Raw genomic sequence first — 16,121 nt, 5'->3', positions numbered from 1 at the left:
TTTCACCTCAATCCAGACTGTTAAAAGTGGGGAACCAGGTTCGCCTTCTGGATATTACTCAGCGCGAACACTTCATCTTTGCCTTCGACTGTGACCGTGATCATCTCACCGTCCACCGCTTTGATAACGCCCTGCCATTTACGACGGTTTTGTACCGCCATACGAAGAACCAGCGTGACTTCTTCACCCAGGAAACGCACGTAGTGTTCAGCTGTGAACAGAGGACGGTCGAGACCCGGAGAGGAGACTTCCAGGTTATAGGCAACGGTGATTGGGTCTTCGACATCCATCACGGCGCTTACCTGATGGCTCACATCAGCACAATCATCAACATTGATGCCATCTTCACTATCAATATAGATGCGCAGTGTGGATGTGCGACCACGAATAAATTCGATGCCGACCAGTTCGTAGCCCAGGGCTTCAACTGGCGCTGTAATCATCTCTGTTAATTTTTGCTCTAATGTGGACAAGCCCACCCCCAAGACATAAAAAAAGGGCCTAAAGCCCAGTTATTCTGTAGTCAGATAACAAAAAACCCCGATAAATCGGGGCTTTAGATAACTGAACCCTATAACCGCACCTGCGGTTCGGAGAACCTTCCGAAAGAATTTTTTTCAAATCCAGCTACGAAGGCCTAAGTCTTCACAGTATATTTGAAAAAGAACTCTAAGGGAAAGTGGTTGCGGGGGCCGGATTTGAACCGACGACCTTCGGGTTATGAGCCCGACGAGCTACCAGGCTGCTCCACCCCGCGCCTGAAACGTGGCAAATTTTACTCGTTTTGGGTAAAAAATGCAAATACTGCTGGGATTTGGTACCGAGACGGGACGTAAAATCTGCGCACAGTATATTGATTCACTATGCGTTATGTCAACCTTGTTACGACTATGCAAATCAATGAATGCTGCCCAGCGCTAGCCCAGCAAGATAAATATGCCGCCCACGCCGTTATTTAACGAAATTATCACTAAACTCTTCCTGTCATCCAGAAAAGATGATTAAATGAAAACTCATTTATTTTGCATAAAAATGCAATTAGTATAATAAGCCGACCTCTTCACCAGTCTATCAAGCAGGGTTTTATTTTATGACGACGATTCTCAAGCATCTCCCGGTAGGTCAACGTATTGGTATCGCTTTTTCCGGCGGCCTGGACACCAGCGCAGCACTGCTGTGGATGCGACAAAAAGGGGCTGTCCCATATGCATATACTGCGAATTTGGGTCAGCCGGATGAGGATGACTATGACGCCATTCCTCGCCGTGCAATGGAATATGGTGCTGAGAATGCTCGCCTGGTAGATTGCCGTAAGCAGCTGGTTGCCGAAGGGATCGCTGCCATTCAGTGCGGTGCATTCCACAACACCACTGGCGGACTGACCTATTTCAATACCACCCCGCTGGGCCGTGCCGTGACCGGCACCATGCTGGTTGCCGCAATGAAAGAAGATGGTGTAAACATCTGGGGCGACGGTAGCACCTATAAAGGTAACGATATTGAACGTTTCTATCGTTACGGTCTGCTGACCAACGCCGAACTGCAGATTTACAAACCATGGCTGGATACCGATTTTATCGATGAACTCGGCGGTCGCCATGAGATGTCCGAATTTATGATTGCCTGTGGTTTCGACTACAAAATGTCCGTTGAGAAAGCCTACTCCACTGACTCCAACATGCTCGGTGCGACCCACGAAGCTAAAGACCTTGAGTTCCTGAACTCCAGCGTCAAAATCGTCAACCCGATTATGGGCGTGAAGTTCTGGGATGAGAGCGTGAAGATCCCGGCAGAAGAAGTGACCGTGCGCTTTGAACAGGGTCATCCGGTTGCTCTGAACGGTAAAACCTTCAGCGACGACGTTGAGATGATGCTGGAAGCCAACCGTATCGGCGGGCGTCACGGTCTGGGTATGAGTGACCAGATTGAAAACCGCATCATTGAAGCGAAGAGCCGTGGCATCTACGAAGCCCCGGGGATGGCATTGCTGCATATCGCCTACGAGCGTCTGCTGACCGGTATTCACAACGAGGATACCATCGAGCAGTATCACGCGCACGGTCGCCAGCTTGGTCGTCTGCTGTATCAGGGACGCTGGTTCGACTCTCAGGCGCTGATGCTGCGTGACGGTCTGCAGCGTTGGGTTGCCAGCCAGATTACCGGTGAAGTCACGCTGGAACTGCGTCGTGGTAATGACTACTCAATCCTCAACACCGTGTCTGACAATCTGACGTACAAACCAGAACGTCTGACGATGGAAAAAGGCGACTCCGTATTCTCTCCGGACGACCGTATCGGTCAGTTGACCATGCGTAATCTGGATATCACCGATACCCGCGAGAAGCTGTTCGGCTATGCGCAGTCTGGCCTGCTGACCGCCTCTTCCGCAACCGGCCTGCCGCAGGTTGAGAATCTGGAAAATAAGGCGAAGTAAAGATTCACTATCTTAAGGCCGCGAAAGCGGCCTTTTTTATGCGCGGAATATAGGATGTCTGTAGGTCGGATAAGGCGTTTACGCCGCCATCCGACATTATTACAACGCCTGATGATGCTACGCTTATCCGACCTACAGACAGCCATAAATAACAGACGAAAAAAAAGACGCTTTGCAGCGTCTTTTTTTTGGAATTTGGTACCGAGGATGGGACTCGAACCCACAAGCCCGTTAGGGCACTACCACCTCAAGGTAGCGTGTCTACCAATTCCACCACCTCGGTACAGAATACTTAGCGTGGGATATCGCTGGTCGGCTGAGCCGGAGCAACTGGCTGAGTTTGCTCGGTTTTCGCCGGTGCGCTCAGATTTTCCCACTCACTTCCTTTATTGGTCTTATTGCTGTTCATGTTACCCAGCACCAGACTGATGATGAAGAACAAGGTTCCCAATACAGCTGTCATACGGGTCATGAAGTTACCAGAACCACTTGAACCAAACAGAGTACCAGAAGCGCCTGCGCCAAAAGAGGCTCCCATATCAGCGCCTTTGCCTTGCTGCAGCATGATCAAGCCTACCAGGCCAATTGCCACAATAAGGAAAACTACTAAAAGAGCTTCGTGCATAATCAACCTGTTCCTTGCGGAGTTGCCGCGTACAATGCTTCGACCATTAAAGCGGGAATATTTACTGTTTCCCACTGAAGCGGGTGTGAATACTAACCAAAGCGAATAACCTTCGCAAGGGCAATTTGTTAGCATTGTATCAACTGCGGAAAAAATCGCCATATCAATCAAAAACGCAGCAACTTCTCCCAGCATCTCTGCATAACGGCACGTTGATCTTCAAGATTCGCCCATACCACAACGGGGATTTCACAAATCAGGTCTGTATTTTCTGGCCAGCAGTGAATAATTTGCTGATTCACCAACTCTTCCGCAACCATCGATTCAGGTAACCAGGCCATTCCCATATGGCGCAGTACCATTTCTCGTATCGTTTCGCTTAAACCACTCTCAAATACTTTTTTTAGCCGTGGGCGGACGCGTTGTTCTGCCGACTCAATAATACGTCTGACAAAGGTGTAGTCGCTGTAGCATAGCCACGGAATCGGAGCATGCGGATCATTAAGCGCATCAGCCAACTGGGCTGAAATAACCGGTATAAATCGCTCATACCGCCATAGGGAACGTTTTAACCCTCCGGCGATCTCCAGCCCCGGCTGGGCAGACGGTAAATCGTAGGTTACCAGTAAATCAATTTGCCGGTTCATCAGGGCATTGAAGTGGTTGTCTATCCCCTGGATACTGGCGTTTACCGTAAAGTTTAACTGCGGCTCACTCTGTCGCAGGTAGTTGATCATATCCGGCAGGATATTCACCGACAGCGTATGCAGGCTAACCATCACCAGCGTGTTATCCGTTGCTGGCGTCATCGCCGACAGCTCATGGCTTGCCTCTCTTAACGTGCTGAGAACGTGCCGGGCATAAGGTTCAAAGCGTTCACCATAGCGCGTCAACGTGACGGGGGTCGTTGTCCGGTCAAACAAAGGTACGCCCAGCACCTCTTCCAGGGCCTTTATACGCCGACTCAGCGCAGGTTGAGTAATATGCCGCTGCGCCGCGGCCTGAGAGTAGTTTCCATGCTGGCTCAAGGCCAGAAAATCTTCCAGCCACTTACAATCCACGTTGTGCTCTCCGCCATGCCATAACCGCATCCTCCAATAACAAATCGGTAATAGTCATAGTTATAGTAATGGCTTTATGGTGGGCATCATAACAACAATATTTCGTTTCACCTGCCGACTCTCACCCTCGACGTTTGACAGGACCGCTATGTTTACTTTATTGACCAATGCCCGTGTTTTTTCTCCTGAGGATTTAGGCCTCTGCTCCCTGCTCATTCATGCCGACCGAATTGTGGCGGTAGAAAAAGATATTTCATTGTTTGATGGCATCAACGAGGTCATCGATTGTCGGGGTAAATGGGTTATCCCTGGTATCATCGATCAGCATGTTCATCTTACCGGTGGCGGTGGTGAAGCCGGATTTGCCAGTCGGACGCCCGCCGTCAAGCTGCGCGATCTGATTCAGGCGGGTATTACCACGGTGGTTGGCGTGTTAGGCACCGATGCCATTTCCCGTTCGCCCAAAGATCTCTACGCTAAAATGCAGTCTCTCAACCTTGAGGGATTACGCGCGTTTATGCACACGGGAGCCTACGCCGTTCCCAGCCCAACTATTACGCGATCCATCCGCGATGATATGGCCTTCATTCCGGCAATTCTTGGTGTAAAAATCGCCCTCGCCGATCACCGCGGTTCTTACCCCTCTTTCCAGGAGTTGCTGAGGATAGTGAGCGATATTCGCGTCGCTTCCCTGCTGGCTGGGAAAAAGGGCTTGCTGCATGTGCACCTGGGGAATCTGCCGGAAGGGATGTCGCAACTTATTGAGCTGTGTGATGCGGGTATTCCGATTCACCATATTTCACCGACGCATGTTGCGAGAACTGAGCCCTTGTTCGAACAGGCAATTGCTTTTGCCCATCGCGGCGGCCATATCGATGTTACGTCAGGTGGCAGTCGTTTTATGCCTCAGGAACAAGCGATTCTCCACGCACTCGAAGCACAGGTTCCGGCGGAGCGCATCACGATCAGTTCTGACGGCAACGGCAGCGTTCCACGCTTTAACGCTCAGGGTATCGTTGAAGGTTTAAGCGCAGCACCGGTCGCAGGCAATCTTAACCTGCTTCCTCGCCTGATTGATGTCGGGATTCCGGTGCAACAGGCCATCGCGATGCTGACGGCAAACGTTGCGCGCTCGCTGGGTATTTCCGGGGGCGTGCTCTGCGCCGGAGAACGTGCTGATATCTGTGTACTCAATGATGACCTCTCGCTGGCCCATCTGTTTGCCGCGGGTAAACCGTTGCTGCGGGATGGCGAGTGCCTGGTTACCGGCAACTTCGAGTAAGGGGGCAAGAATGTCGTTACTACTGGCGCTAATCGCCATCATTTTTGCCGGACGTCTAATCCTCAAAAAATATCACCCCCAGTCGGTACTGTTATTGACCGGGATTGTGCTGTTGCTTATCGCGCATTTTAGCGGAATGACCTCACTCAGTGGCCTGGTGAAAAAGAGCACTGGATTTGGCCCCTTTGACGCCTTTGAGTTTATTCGCGATACCCTGAGCGTGCGTCTCGGCGGCCTCGGTCTGCAAATTATGCTGATTGGTGGTTTTGCCACCTATATGTCGGCCATTGGCGCAAGCCAGGTACTGGTTCGGGTGACATCTCGTCCTTTGCAACGCCTGAACTCGCCTTATCTGCTGCTGGGGCTGGCACTGCTACTGGGTCAATTCCTGTCGCTGTTTATCAGCAGCGCCACCGGATTGGGTCTGCTGTTGATGGCGACGCTTTACCCATTGCTTACCCGTCTTGGCTGTAGCCGCGCCGCGGTTGCCGCCGTTATCGCCAGTACCTGTGCGGTTGAGTTTGGCCCCGGTTCCGGCAACTCTGTTCTCGCCGCCAAAACTGCAGGCATCGAGGTCGTGAACTATTTCGTGCAGGATCAGTTGCCGATCGTTGTACCCGTCATTCTTTTCATCGCCCTACTGCATATTGTTGTGCAACGCTTTTTTGACCGTCGGGAAAGTGGCGACAATACAGCTCAGCAAATGCAGACATTAACGGCGACTGATGAAGCCGACGCACCTATCGCCTGGCTGTTTCTGCCCATGCTGCCGCTGGTATTGATGCTGGTGTGCAGCGATTTAGTATTCAGCTCACTCAAGATCACGCTGGATACCGCCGTACTGATAAGCCTCGCTATTACGCTGGTTTGTGAGTACTGCCGTCATCGCAAGGCGCGTGAGGTGATGGCTGGCGTACAAAAGGTTTTTGACAGCATGGGCAGCGTTTTTGCCACCGTCGTGACACTGATTATCGCCGGTGAAGTCTTTTCCGCCGGACTGAAAGCCATTGGTGCCGTTGACGCACTGTTGTCACTTTCCGGTGAATTTGGCCTCAGCGCCGCCTCTATTATCCTGCTGATGACCCTGATCACCTTCGCAATTTCAGCGCTGATGGGCTCCGGGAATGCGGCATTTTTCTCCTTCGCACCCATGGTGCCGGACATCAGCCGTCATATCGGTAGCGATATCGCGGTCATGATGTTGCCTATCCAGATCTCTGCGGGTATTGGTCGTACGTTATCGCCCATTGCCGGCGTAATCATTGCTATCGCAGGGATTGCAGGTGTCTCGCCTGTGGATATTGTTAAGCGTACCGCGATTCCGATGCTGGGCGGTTGGCTACTGATGATTGCGCTAACCTTTGCCCGGTCTGGGCATCTGCTGGCGGTTCTGCCGTGGCTGGCAGTCCTTGTACTACTGATGGTCGGTGGTTACTTCTGGCAGCGCCGACGTAAACAGCCGCTTGCCGTACAGTAAAAAAAAGCCGGAGTCTCAGACTCCGGCTTTCACTTTCTTCGGGATTACGCTGCTTTCACAGCATCGGCAATACGGTGGGCGAATTCAGTCACCTGCGCTTCGTCTTCACCTTCAACCATCACACGAATTAACGGTTCGGTACCAGACTTACGCAGCAGGACGCGTCCACGGTTACCCAGCGCCGCTTCCACTTCCGCCATCACCGCTTTCACGTTTTCATGTTCCAGCGGATCGCCGCTACCTGCTGTGTATCGTACGTTAACCAGCAGCTGTGGGAACATTTTCATGCCGCTGCACAGGTCGTGCAAGCTCATATGGTTGCGCACCATCGCCGCCAGCACCTGCAGGCCCGCCACGATGCCGTCACCAGTGGTGGTTTTGTCCAGCAGGATCACATGACCAGAGTTTTCGGCACCAATACGCCAGCCTTTTTCCTGCATTTTTTCCAGCACATAACGGTCGCCAACTTTTGCACGGGCAAACGGAATACCCAGCTGTTTCAGCGCCAGCTCGAGGCCCATGTTGCTCATCAGCGTACCTACCGCGCCACCGCGCAGCTGACCCTGACGCAGGGCTTCACGGGCGATGATGTACATGATCTGATCGCCATCGACCTTATTACCTTCGTGGTCAACCATAATGACGCGGTCGCCATCGCCATCCAGCGCAATACCCAGATCGGCTTTTTCCGCAATCACGCGCGCCTGCAGGGCACGGACGTCGGTGGCACCGACTTCTTCATTGATATTCACACCGTTTGGCTCACAGCCAATGGCAATCACGTTTGCACCCAGTTCACGCAGTACATTTGGCGCAATGTGGTACGTCGCACCGTTAGCGCAATCCACCACAATTTTAAGCTCATTCAGGCTCAATTCGTTCGGGAAGGTGCCTTTGCAAAACTCGATATAGCGACCGGCAGCATCAACGATACGCGTGGCTTTACCCAGTTCAGCGGAATCCACGCAGGTGATCGCTTTTTCCATCTCGGCTTCAATGGCTTCTTCCACTGCATCCGGCAGTTTAGTCCCGTCGGTAGAGAAGAATTTAATCCCGTTGTCATAGTACGGGTTGTGCGAAGCGGAGATAACAATCCCGGCCTCAGCACGGAAGGCGCGCGTCAGATACGCAACGGCGGGTGTTGGCATTGGCCCTGTGAATGAGGCTGAGAGTCCGGCGGCAGCCAGGCCCGCTTCCAGCGCAGACTCCAGCATATAGCCGGAAATACGCGTATCTTTACCGATAATAATTTTACGTGAACCATGACGAGCAAGCACTTTCCCTGCAGCCCAGCCCAGCTTGAGCACAAAGTCAGGAGTAATTGGGGCATCGCCTACGCGACCGCGGATCCCATCAGTGCCAAAATATTTACGATTACTCATAGCGTTTTTTTTCCTTTGCAGACAATGTGGCTTCCACCACACGCATCGCTTCTACGGTTTCTTTGACGTCATGGACACGAACGATCTGCGCCCCCTGCATTGCGGCAATCACCGCGCACGCAAGGCTACCGCTCAGGCGTTCAGATGGCCCCACATTCAGTAACTGGCCAACCATTGATTTTCGTGACATCCCAACCAGCAATGGCAGATTAAAATGATGAAACTCAGACAAACGTGCCAGTAATGTGTAGTTGTGAGTGAGATTTTTACCGAATCCGAATCCGGGGTCGAGCAACAATTTATCTTTTGTGATTCCAGCCCGCTCGCAACGTGCTATTTGCTCAACAAAGTAACGGTTTACCTCAGCAAAAACATCCTCATACTTTGGTGCTTCCTGCATGGTTTTCGGCTGCCCCTGCATATGCATCAGGCAAACCGGCAATCCGGTCTCCGCTGCGGCTTCCAGCGCTCCAGGCTCCGAGAGCGAGCGAATATCATTGATGATATGCGCGCCAACTCTGGCGCATTCGCGAATCACTTCGGGTTTTGAGGTATCGACCGAAATCCACACTTCAAAACGCTGAGCAATCGCCTCGACCACTGGGATCACTCGCTGCAACTCTTCTTCCACACTCACATCAGCCGCGCCCGGACGCGTGGACTCACCGCCCACATCAATGATAGTCGCCCCGGCGTTAATCATCAGGTTTGCGTGTTTTACCGCCTCAACCAGAGAGTTGTGCGCTCCGCCATCGGAAAATGAGTCTGGCGTGACGTTCAAAATCCCCATGACGTGCGGATGGCTGAGATCCAGTGAAGAACCCTGAGCAAAGAGTTTCATAGTTTTATCCCTGGTAAAATCTTGAATATGCAGATAAGAAAAACCCCGGAGCAAGCCCCAGGGTTTTCAATTAAAACACGGTCATCATCAACGATAACTTATTTGTCGCCCAGTTGCTCTGACATAGTGCCAGAGTCCGGCGCACGCGGTTCATCAACCGGACGCGGTGCACTCGGCTTGCCGGTGCTGCCAGAGTTGTTATTAGAAGAACCCGGTTCTTCCCAACCCGCTGGCGGACGCACATCGCGGCGAGCCATCAGATCGTCAATCTGCGGCGCATCGATGGTCTCATATTTCATGAGCGCATCTTTCATCGAGTGCAGAATGTCCATGTTTTCGTTAAGCAAACGACGTGCACGGTCATAGTTACGCTCAATCAGCAGTTTAACTTCCTGATCGATAATGCGAGCGGTTTCATCGGACATGTGTTTCGCTTTCGCTACAGAACGTCCCAGGAACACTTCGCCTTCTTCTTCAGCGTACAGCAACGGACCGAGTTTATCGGAGAAGCCCCACTGAGTAACCATGTTACGCGCCAGGTTAGTCGCGACTTTAATGTCGTTCGACGCACCGGTAGAAACATGTTCAGCACCGTAGATGATCTCTTCCGCCAGACGGCCACCGTACAGTGTGGAGATCTGACTTTCCAGTTTCTGACGGCTGGCGCTGATTGCGTCGCCTTCAGGCAGGAAGAAGGTCACACCCAGCGCACGACCGCGCGGGATAATCGTTACTTTGTGCACCGGATCGTGTTCCGGTACCAGGCGACCGATAATCGCGTGGCCAGCTTCGTGATACGCGGTAGATTCTTTCTGCGCTTCCGTCATCACCATGGAGCGACGTTCCGCACCCATCATGATTTTGTCTTTCGCTTTTTCGAACTCAACCATCGACACTACGCGCTTGTTGCCACGAGCAGCAAACAGCGCCGCTTCGTTCACCAGGTTCGCGAGGTCCGCACCGGAGAAGCCAGGCGTGCCACGAGCAATGATTGCCGCATCGATATCCGGAGACAGCGGTACGCGACGCATATGCACTTTCAGGATCTGTTCACGACCGCGAACGTCTGGCAGACCAACCACAACCTGACGGTCGAAACGGCCTGGACGCAGCAGCGCAGGGTCAAGAACGTCTGGACGGTTAGTTGCTGCGATAACGATAATACCTTCGTTACCTTCGAAGCCGTCCATCTCAACCAGCATCTGGTTCAGCGTCTGTTCACGTTCATCGTGACCACCGCCCAGACCTGCGCCACGCTGGCGACCTACGGCGTCGATTTCATCGATGAAGATGATGCACGGTGCCGCTTTCTTGGCTTGTTCGAACATGTCACGCACACGAGATGCACCGACACCCACGAACATTTCCACGAAATCAGAACCGGAAATTGTGAAGAATGGAACCTTCGCTTCACCTGCGATAGCTTTCGCCAGCAGGGTTTTACCCGTACCCGGAGGACCAACCATCAGGACGCCTTTCGGGATTTTACCGCCCAGTTTCTGGAAACGGCTCGGTTCGCGCAGATACTCAACCAGCTCAGCGACTTCTTCTTTTGCTTCGTCACAACCCGCAACGTCAGCAAAAGTCGTTTTGATCTGATCTTCCGTCAGCATGCGCGCTTTGCTCTTGCCGAACGACATGGCACCTTTGCCACCACCGCCCTGCATCTGACGCATGAAGAAGATCCAGACACCAATCAGCAGCAGCATTGGGAACCAGGAAATGAAGATAGAAGCCAGCAGGCTCGGCTCTTCAGGTGGTTCGCCAACAACCTTGACGTTTTTGGTCAGCAGGTTATCAAGCAGCTTCGGATCGTTAACCGGGATGTAGGTCGTGTAACGGTTACTATCTTTCTTGGTAACGTTAATCTCACGTCCGTTGATCTTCGCTTCACGAACCTGGTCCTGATTGACCTCTTGCAGGAAGGTAGAGTAATCAACCTTACGGCCATTAGACTCGCTGGGCCCAAAGCTCTGGAATACTGACATCAGCACAACGGCAATGACCAGCCAGAGAATTAGGTTTTTCGCCATGTCACTCAAGGGATTAACCTCATATTACAACTGTGTTAAAAACAGCGTCAGGATACTCTATATCCAGTTTCTTTCAAACTTTCGTTTGAAATCTGCCGGTTATGGTTTACGCCCGGTCGCTACAATATACACTTCACGCGAACGGGCGCGAGAAGAGTCCGGCTTACGAACTTTGACCTTCGTAAACAGGGAGCGAATCTCTCTTAGATACTCATCGAAGCCTTCGCCCTGGAACACCTTCACTACAAAACTACCGCCTGGCGCTAATACATCACGAGCCATTCCAAGCGCCAGCTCTACCAGATACATGGCCCGGGGAATATCCACCGCCGGTGTTCCACACATATTTGGCGCCATATCAGACATGACAACTTGTACTTTACTGTCACCTACGCGTTCAAGTAACGCTTTCAGGACTAATTCATCACGAAAGTCGCCCTGAAGGAAGTCCACACCAACGATTGGATCCATAGGTAAAAGATCGCAAGCGATAATGCGGCCGGTGTTGCCGATCTGCGTAACTGCATATTGCGACCAGCCACCGGGTGCGGCACCGAGATCAACTATCGTCATCCCCGGTTTAAAAATTTTGTCACTTTGCTGTATTTCATCAAGTTTAAACCAGGCACGGGAACGTAACCCCTTTTTCTGTGCCTGTTGAACATATTTATCGCTAAAGTGTTCCTGAAGCCAGCGACTCGAGCTGGCAGAACGCTTTTTACCTGTCATTTCACATTCCCAAAGGGCAGTTCATCGTAACCAATGGTGTAAATTTCTACACAGCTATTTGGTGATATATGGGAGATGGCGGTAGAATGACCCGTTTTCAATCCCAACGTAAGCAAAAATATACGATGAATCTGAGTACTAAACAAAAACAGCACCTGAAAGGTCTGGCACATCCGCTCAAGCCTGTAGTTATGCTTGGCAATAATGGTTTGACCGAAGGGGTACTGGCCGAGATTGAACAAGCGTTAGAGCACCATGAACTTATCAAGGTGAAAATCGCCTCGGAAGATCGCGATACTAAAACCTTGATCGTGGAAGCTATCGTACGCGAAACCGGCGCCTGCAATGTACAGGTCATCGGCAAAACGCTGGTACTGTATCGCCCGACTAAAGAACGTAAAATCTCGCTGCCACGCTAAGAATATCCCAAAGTTGCACACGAAGTTTGTGTAAAACGCGGGGTTTTCCGCTAGCAGGAGAGCAAAATGCCACGCTCTCTTCGTTGATAAAAGGCCGCTATGCGGCCTTTTTCCTTTCTTTACAATGTATCAATATCTTAACCAAGATGCGAATTACAGGTATTCTACCTTCGTCACTTCATATTCCACTTCGCCGCCCGGCGTTTTGATAACCACGACGTCATCCTGCTCTTTACCGATAAGGCCACGAGCGATAGGCGAGTTCACTGAAATCAGGTTCTGTTTAAAATCGGCTTCATCATCGCCGACAATACGCCATGTCTGCTCTTCATCGTTATCGAGATTCAGAACGGTAACCGTCGCACCGAAAACAACGCGGCCATTGTTCGGCATTTTAGTAACGTCGATTACCTGCGCGTTGGACAGTTTAGCTTCGATATCTTTAATGCGTCCTTCGCAGAAACCCTGCTGTTCGCGCGCCGCGTGATACTCCGCGTTCTCTTTCAGGTCACCGTGCTCACGCGCTTCAGCGATAGCGGCAATAATTTCAGGACGGCGCACAGATTTCAGAAAATCCAGCTCTTCGCGCAGTTTTTCAGCACCACGTAAGGTCATCGGGATAGCTTGCATTTGTTATACCTCTTGAACATTCCTGTAGGGGGTAGTTGCTCTCACCCCGGCTGCTAAGCCCACCCTGGCGTGTGTCATGCCAGAGTCAGAAGCAAAAAAATACCGACCCGGGGCTCAAGGTCCCAGGTCAGCTACAATTCTCTATTTGATGATCATTTTACCCTGGAGTTCCTTATGGGTCATCGTTTACTTTTTGGGGCGTTGCGCCGTAGTATGACGGCCTGTTTCCAGGTTGTTAGCGCGAGATTATGCGATTTTCCAGATTTACCATCGGATTGACTGCCAGTATAGCGTTCAGCGTTCAGGCTGCGAACGTCGACGAGTATATCAATCAGCTCCCTGCCGGGGCCAACCTCGCCCTTATGGTACAGAAGGTTGGCGCACCTGCACCCGCTATTGATTTTCATAGCCAGCAGATGGCGCTGCCCGCCAGCACCCAGAAAGTAATCACCGCGCTGGCGGCATTGATTCAGCTCGGGCCTGACTTTCGTTTTACCACCACGCTTGAGACCAAAGGCAGCGTGGAAGGCGGCGTATTGAAAGGTGACTTAGTGGCACGATTTGGTGCCGATCCGACGCTAAAACGCCAGGATATTCGCAATATGGTGGCAACCCTGAAAAAATCAGGTGTGACGCAAATTGCCGGGAATGTCCTGATCGACACCTCTATTTTTGCCAGTCATGATAAAGCGCCCGGTTGGCCCTGGAACGACATGACGCAGTGTTTTAGCGCACCGCCCGCAGCGGCTATTGTCGATAGAAACTGTTTCTCGGTTTCACTCTACAGCGCGCAAAAACCCAACGATCTCGCCTTTATTCGCGTGGCATCTTATTACCCGGTCACCATGTTCAGTCAGGTGCGTACCCTCGCCCGAGGTTCTGCGGAAGCGCAATATTGTGAACTGGATGTGGTTCCCGGCGATCTCAACCGCTATACGCTGACCGGATGCCTGCCACAACGAGCCGATCCGCTGCCGCTGGCGTTCGCCATTCAGGACGGTGCCAGCTATGCCGGGGCAATTATCAAAGATGAGCTAAAACAAGCAGGTATCACCTACAGCGGTACGCTGCTGCGCCAGACGTTGGTCAACGAACCGGGAACGGTGGTCGCCAGTAAACAGTCTGCGCCGCTACATGACCTGCTTAAGATTATGCTGAAAAAATCGGACAACATGATTGCCGATACCGTTTTCCGTATGATTGGTCATGCCCGGTTTAACGTGCCGGGCACCTGGCGGGCGGGTTCTGATGCCGTGCGCCAGATTTTACGTCAGCAGGCAGGCGTTGATATCGGCAACACCATTATTGCCGACGGTTCTGGCCTCTCCCGCCATAACCTGATTGCCCCAGCGACCATGATGCAGGTGCTGCAATATATCGCTCAACACGATAACGAGCTGAACTTTATCACTATGCTGCCGCTGGCGGGCCACGACGGCTCCTTGCAATACCGTGCGGGTCTGCATCAGGCTGGTGTGGATGGCAAAGTATCGGCGAAGACAGGCTCGCTGCAGGGGGTTTATAACCTCGCAGGTTTCATCACCACGGCAAGTGGCCAACGCATGGCATTCGTGCAGTATTTATCTGGTTATGCGGTAGAGCCAGCTGACCAGCGTAATCGCCGTATTCCGTTGGTGCGCTTCGAGAGCCGGTTGTACAAGGATATTTATCAGAACAACTAAATGGGTAATTTGATTGTCGGATGGCGGCATTAACGTGCCTTATCCGGCCTACAGAGAGGCCTGGAAACAAAAACCCCGGCAACATTGAACTGCACCCAAAAAGTTGGACACCCAACGAAGTAAGGTGCAGTTTTTTATGAGCAAGTATTCTCTCAGCTTCAAGCTTGAGGTTGTGCAGCACTATCTTTCCGGGCTGGAAGGACAGGAGGCGACTGCAAAACGTTTTGGTATCGATCACAGTGCCGTTCGTAAATGGTCTGCCGCCTGGAAGCTCCATGGCGAAGCCGGGCTTACAACCCGGCATTTCACCTATTCTCCTGCTTTTAAAGAGTCCGTTATCCTGCATATGCGTGAACACCAGCTGTCTGTTCGCGAAGTCTGTGCAAAATTCACTATCCCTGCCTTTTCCACTGTTAGTCAGTGGGAACGACTGTATGATGAAGGGGGATTAGAAGCCCTTACAGACAGTCGACGCAGGAAAAAAACGATGCCAGAACGCCCTGAGAATCACCCCGTCCCTCCTTTGCAGACCCCCCTTGCTCCGGATGAACGTGAGGAACTTGAACAACTGCGTGCTGAAGTGGCATATCTAAAAAAGCTGCAGGCCTTACTCAGGGAAAGAAGCACGTCAGGACGCGGGATAAAGCGCAGGTCGTGAATGAGTTAAGGCTGAAGTTCCCTCTTGCACGCTTGTTAAAAGCTGCAGGACTGGCAAGAAGCACGTTCTACTGGCAACTGGCCAACGGTAAAAAACCAGACAAATATGCCGATGATAAGCAGCATATTTTAACGCTGTTCCATAAACATAAAGGACGGTATGGATACAGGCGAATCACGCTGGCTGGCCGCCGGGAAGGAAGCTTACTGAACCATAAAACGGTTCAGAGGTTAATGAAGGTGTTAGATTTAACCTGTTGTATCAGAAGGAAGAAATATAACTCTTACAAAGGCCGGCATGGGAAAGTTGCGGGTAATGTACTGAACCGGCAGTTCAGTGTGGATAAACCCAACCAGAAGTGGGTAACAGATGTCACGGAATTTAAAATAAGCGGAGAAAAGCTGTATCTGTCCCCGGTTCTGGATCTGTATAACGGAGAAATAGTAGCGTATCAGATGGAGTCCCGTCCTCTTCTGTCGATGGTGGATAACATGCTGTCGAAGGCTATATCTGTACTGGGCAAAAACGAATACCCGCTGCTCCACTCAGATCAGGGCTGGCAATATCAGATGGCGCATTATCAGAACCGGCTAAAGGAGGCGGGTCTAAAACAGAGCATGTCAAGAAAGGGAAACTGTCATGACAATGCAGTGATGGAGAGCTTCTTCGGCACACTGAAATCTGAGTGTTTTTACCTCACGGAACACAAGAATATCAGCGAGTTGCGCATGGCTATCGATGACTACATCCACTATTACAACCATGAAAGAATAAAACAGAAACTGAAAGGCCTGAGTCCGGTAGAGTACCGAACCCAGGCCCAGATAACCGCTTAAAATAAACTGTCCAACATTATGGGGTCAGTTCA

14 protein-coding genes and 2 tRNA genes are annotated in these 16,121 nt (G+C 51.6%); 6 read left to right on the top strand and 10 right to left on the bottom strand.

Going from position 1 to position 16,121, the window contains the following annotated elements; translation table 11 throughout:
- Nucleotides 1-20: 20 nt before the first annotated feature.
- On the bottom strand, nt 21-473 hold the full coding sequence (rimP, locus tag OGX92_RS05785; RefSeq protein ID WP_003024996.1) for a ribosome maturation factor RimP: 453 nt from the start codon (nt 471-473) through the stop codon (nt 21-23).
- 207 nt (nt 474-680) lie between these two features.
- Nucleotides 681-757: transfer RNA gene (locus OGX92_RS05780), tRNA-Met, on the bottom strand.
- A gap of 333 nt (nt 758-1,090) precedes the next feature.
- Between OGX92_RS05780 and argG the strand changes: the two genes are divergently transcribed.
- A complete protein-coding gene (argG, locus tag OGX92_RS05775; protein WP_005131837.1) occupies nt 1,091-2,434 on the top strand; it encodes an argininosuccinate synthase in 1,344 nt (447 codons plus the stop codon).
- Nucleotides 2,435-2,630: 196 nt separating this feature from the next.
- Here the strand turns inward: argG and OGX92_RS05770 are convergent.
- The 3 genes from OGX92_RS05770 to OGX92_RS05760 form a co-directional block, all read right to left on the bottom strand.
- A tRNA-Leu gene (locus OGX92_RS05770) sits at nt 2,631-2,717 on the bottom strand.
- A 9-nt stretch (nt 2,718-2,726) separates the two neighbouring features.
- Nucleotides 2,727-3,059, bottom strand: a complete 333-nt coding sequence (gene secG / locus OGX92_RS05765; RefSeq protein ID WP_101700722.1) for a preprotein translocase subunit SecG — start codon at nt 3,057-3,059, stop codon at nt 2,727-2,729.
- Nucleotides 3,060-3,226: 167 nt separating this feature from the next.
- Nucleotides 3,227-4,120 (bottom strand): LysR family transcriptional regulator, encoded by an 894-nt coding sequence (locus tag OGX92_RS05760; protein WP_103014950.1) that lies wholly within the window; start codon nt 4,118-4,120, stop codon nt 3,227-3,229.
- A 148-nt stretch (nt 4,121-4,268) separates the two neighbouring features.
- On the opposite strand from OGX92_RS05760, the gene iadA reads away from it, so the two are divergent.
- Entirely contained in the window at nt 4,269-5,402 is a 1,134-nt protein-coding gene (iadA, locus tag OGX92_RS05755; protein WP_003828718.1) for a beta-aspartyl-peptidase, read from the top strand.
- A gap of 10 nt (nt 5,403-5,412) precedes the next feature.
- A complete protein-coding gene (dcuC, locus tag OGX92_RS05750; protein WP_286586316.1) occupies nt 5,413-6,879 on the top strand; it encodes a C4-dicarboxylate transporter DcuC in 1,467 nt (488 codons plus the stop codon).
- Between the two features lie 44 nt (nt 6,880-6,923).
- Here the strand turns inward: dcuC and glmM are convergent, their stop codons facing one another.
- The 4 genes from glmM to rlmE all read right to left on the bottom strand — a co-directional run bounded on the left by glmM (nt 6,924) and on the right by rlmE (nt 11,864).
- A complete protein-coding gene (gene glmM / locus OGX92_RS05745) occupies nt 6,924-8,261 on the bottom strand; it encodes a phosphoglucosamine mutase (protein ID WP_008785919.1) in 1,338 nt (445 codons plus the stop codon).
- On the bottom strand, nt 8,254-9,102 hold the full coding sequence (gene folP, locus OGX92_RS05740; RefSeq protein WP_048225717.1) for a dihydropteroate synthase: 849 nt from the start codon (nt 9,100-9,102) through the stop codon (nt 8,254-8,256). The genes glmM and folP overlap by 8 nt, the downstream gene beginning before the upstream one ends.
- A gap of 98 nt (nt 9,103-9,200) precedes the next feature.
- On the bottom strand, nt 9,201-11,135 hold the full coding sequence (ftsH, locus tag OGX92_RS05735) for an ATP-dependent zinc metalloprotease FtsH (RefSeq protein WP_003025013.1): 1,935 nt from the start codon (nt 11,133-11,135) through the stop codon (nt 9,201-9,203).
- A gap of 99 nt (nt 11,136-11,234) precedes the next feature.
- The gene (gene rlmE, locus OGX92_RS05730; RefSeq protein WP_003025015.1) at nt 11,235-11,864 is read right to left on the bottom strand and encodes a 23S rRNA (uridine(2552)-2'-O)-methyltransferase RlmE; all 630 of its coding nucleotides are present in this window, start codon (nt 11,862-11,864) and stop codon (nt 11,235-11,237) included.
- A 125-nt stretch (nt 11,865-11,989) separates the two neighbouring features.
- On the opposite strand from rlmE, the gene yhbY reads away from it, so the two are divergent.
- On the top strand, nt 11,990-12,283 hold the full coding sequence (gene yhbY / locus OGX92_RS05725) for a ribosome assembly RNA-binding protein YhbY (RefSeq protein ID WP_003025016.1): 294 nt from the start codon (nt 11,990-11,992) through the stop codon (nt 12,281-12,283).
- Nucleotides 12,284-12,436: 153 nt separating this feature from the next.
- On the opposite strand, the gene greA is transcribed toward yhbY, so the two are convergent.
- Nucleotides 12,437-12,913: a transcription elongation factor GreA gene (greA, locus tag OGX92_RS05720; protein ID WP_003025019.1), complete on the bottom strand. Its 477-nt coding sequence runs from the start codon at nt 12,911-12,913 to the stop codon at nt 12,437-12,439.
- A 248-nt stretch (nt 12,914-13,161) separates the two neighbouring features.
- Between greA and dacB the strand changes: the two genes are divergently transcribed.
- Nucleotides 13,162-14,595 carry a serine-type D-Ala-D-Ala carboxypeptidase gene (dacB, locus tag OGX92_RS05715; RefSeq protein WP_032945109.1) on the top strand — a complete coding sequence of 478 codons (1,434 nt, stop codon included), beginning with the start codon at nt 13,162-13,164 and terminating at the stop codon, nt 14,593-14,595.
- 136 nt (nt 14,596-14,731) lie between these two features.
- Nucleotides 14,732-16,089, top strand: a protein-coding gene (locus tag OGX92_RS05710; protein ID WP_174785198.1) for an IS3 family transposase whose coding sequence is annotated in 2 segments (ribosomal slippage) — nt 14,732-15,194 and nt 15,194-16,089 — 1,359 coding nt in all. Because the reading frame shifts where the segments join, the coding sequence is not laid out codon by codon here.
- The last annotated feature ends 32 nt before the right edge of the window (nt 16,090-16,121 follow it).

Origin of the sequence: Citrobacter sp. Cpo089, assembly GCF_030332695.1 — a bacterium.
Classification (GTDB): Bacteria; Pseudomonadota; Gammaproteobacteria; order Enterobacterales; family Enterobacteriaceae; genus Citrobacter; species Citrobacter portucalensis.
Note: the sequence above shows the minus strand (reverse complement) of the source record. Positions and strands in the feature narration are given on the sequence as shown.

Coding starts and splice junctions, on each gene's coding strand:
- dcuC (WP_286586316.1), top strand. CDS start 5,413: ATGTCGTTACTACTGGCGCTAATCGCCATCATTTTTGCCGGACGTCTA.
- greA (WP_003025019.1), bottom strand. CDS start 12,913: ATGCAAGCTATCCCGATGACCTTACGTGGTGCTGAAAAACTGCGCGAA.
- iadA (WP_003828718.1), top strand. CDS start 4,269: ATGTTTACTTTATTGACCAATGCCCGTGTTTTTTCTCCTGAGGATTTA.
- folP (WP_048225717.1), bottom strand. CDS start 9,102: ATGAAACTCTTTGCTCAGGGTTCTTCACTGGATCTCAGCCATCCGCAC.
- glmM (WP_008785919.1), bottom strand. CDS start 8,261: ATGAGTAATCGTAAATATTTTGGCACTGATGGGATCCGCGGTCGCGTA.
- rlmE (WP_003025015.1), bottom strand. CDS start 11,864: ATGACAGGTAAAAAGCGTTCTGCCAGCTCGAGTCGCTGGCTTCAGGAA.
- argG (WP_005131837.1), top strand. CDS start 1,091: ATGACGACGATTCTCAAGCATCTCCCGGTAGGTCAACGTATTGGTATC.
- dacB (WP_032945109.1), top strand. CDS start 13,162: ATGCGATTTTCCAGATTTACCATCGGATTGACTGCCAGTATAGCGTTC.
- secG (WP_101700722.1), bottom strand. CDS start 3,059: ATGCACGAAGCTCTTTTAGTAGTTTTCCTTATTGTGGCAATTGGCCTG.
- yhbY (WP_003025016.1), top strand. CDS start 11,990: ATGAATCTGAGTACTAAACAAAAACAGCACCTGAAAGGTCTGGCACAT.
- ftsH (WP_003025013.1), bottom strand. CDS start 11,135: ATGGCGAAAAACCTAATTCTCTGGCTGGTCATTGCCGTTGTGCTGATG.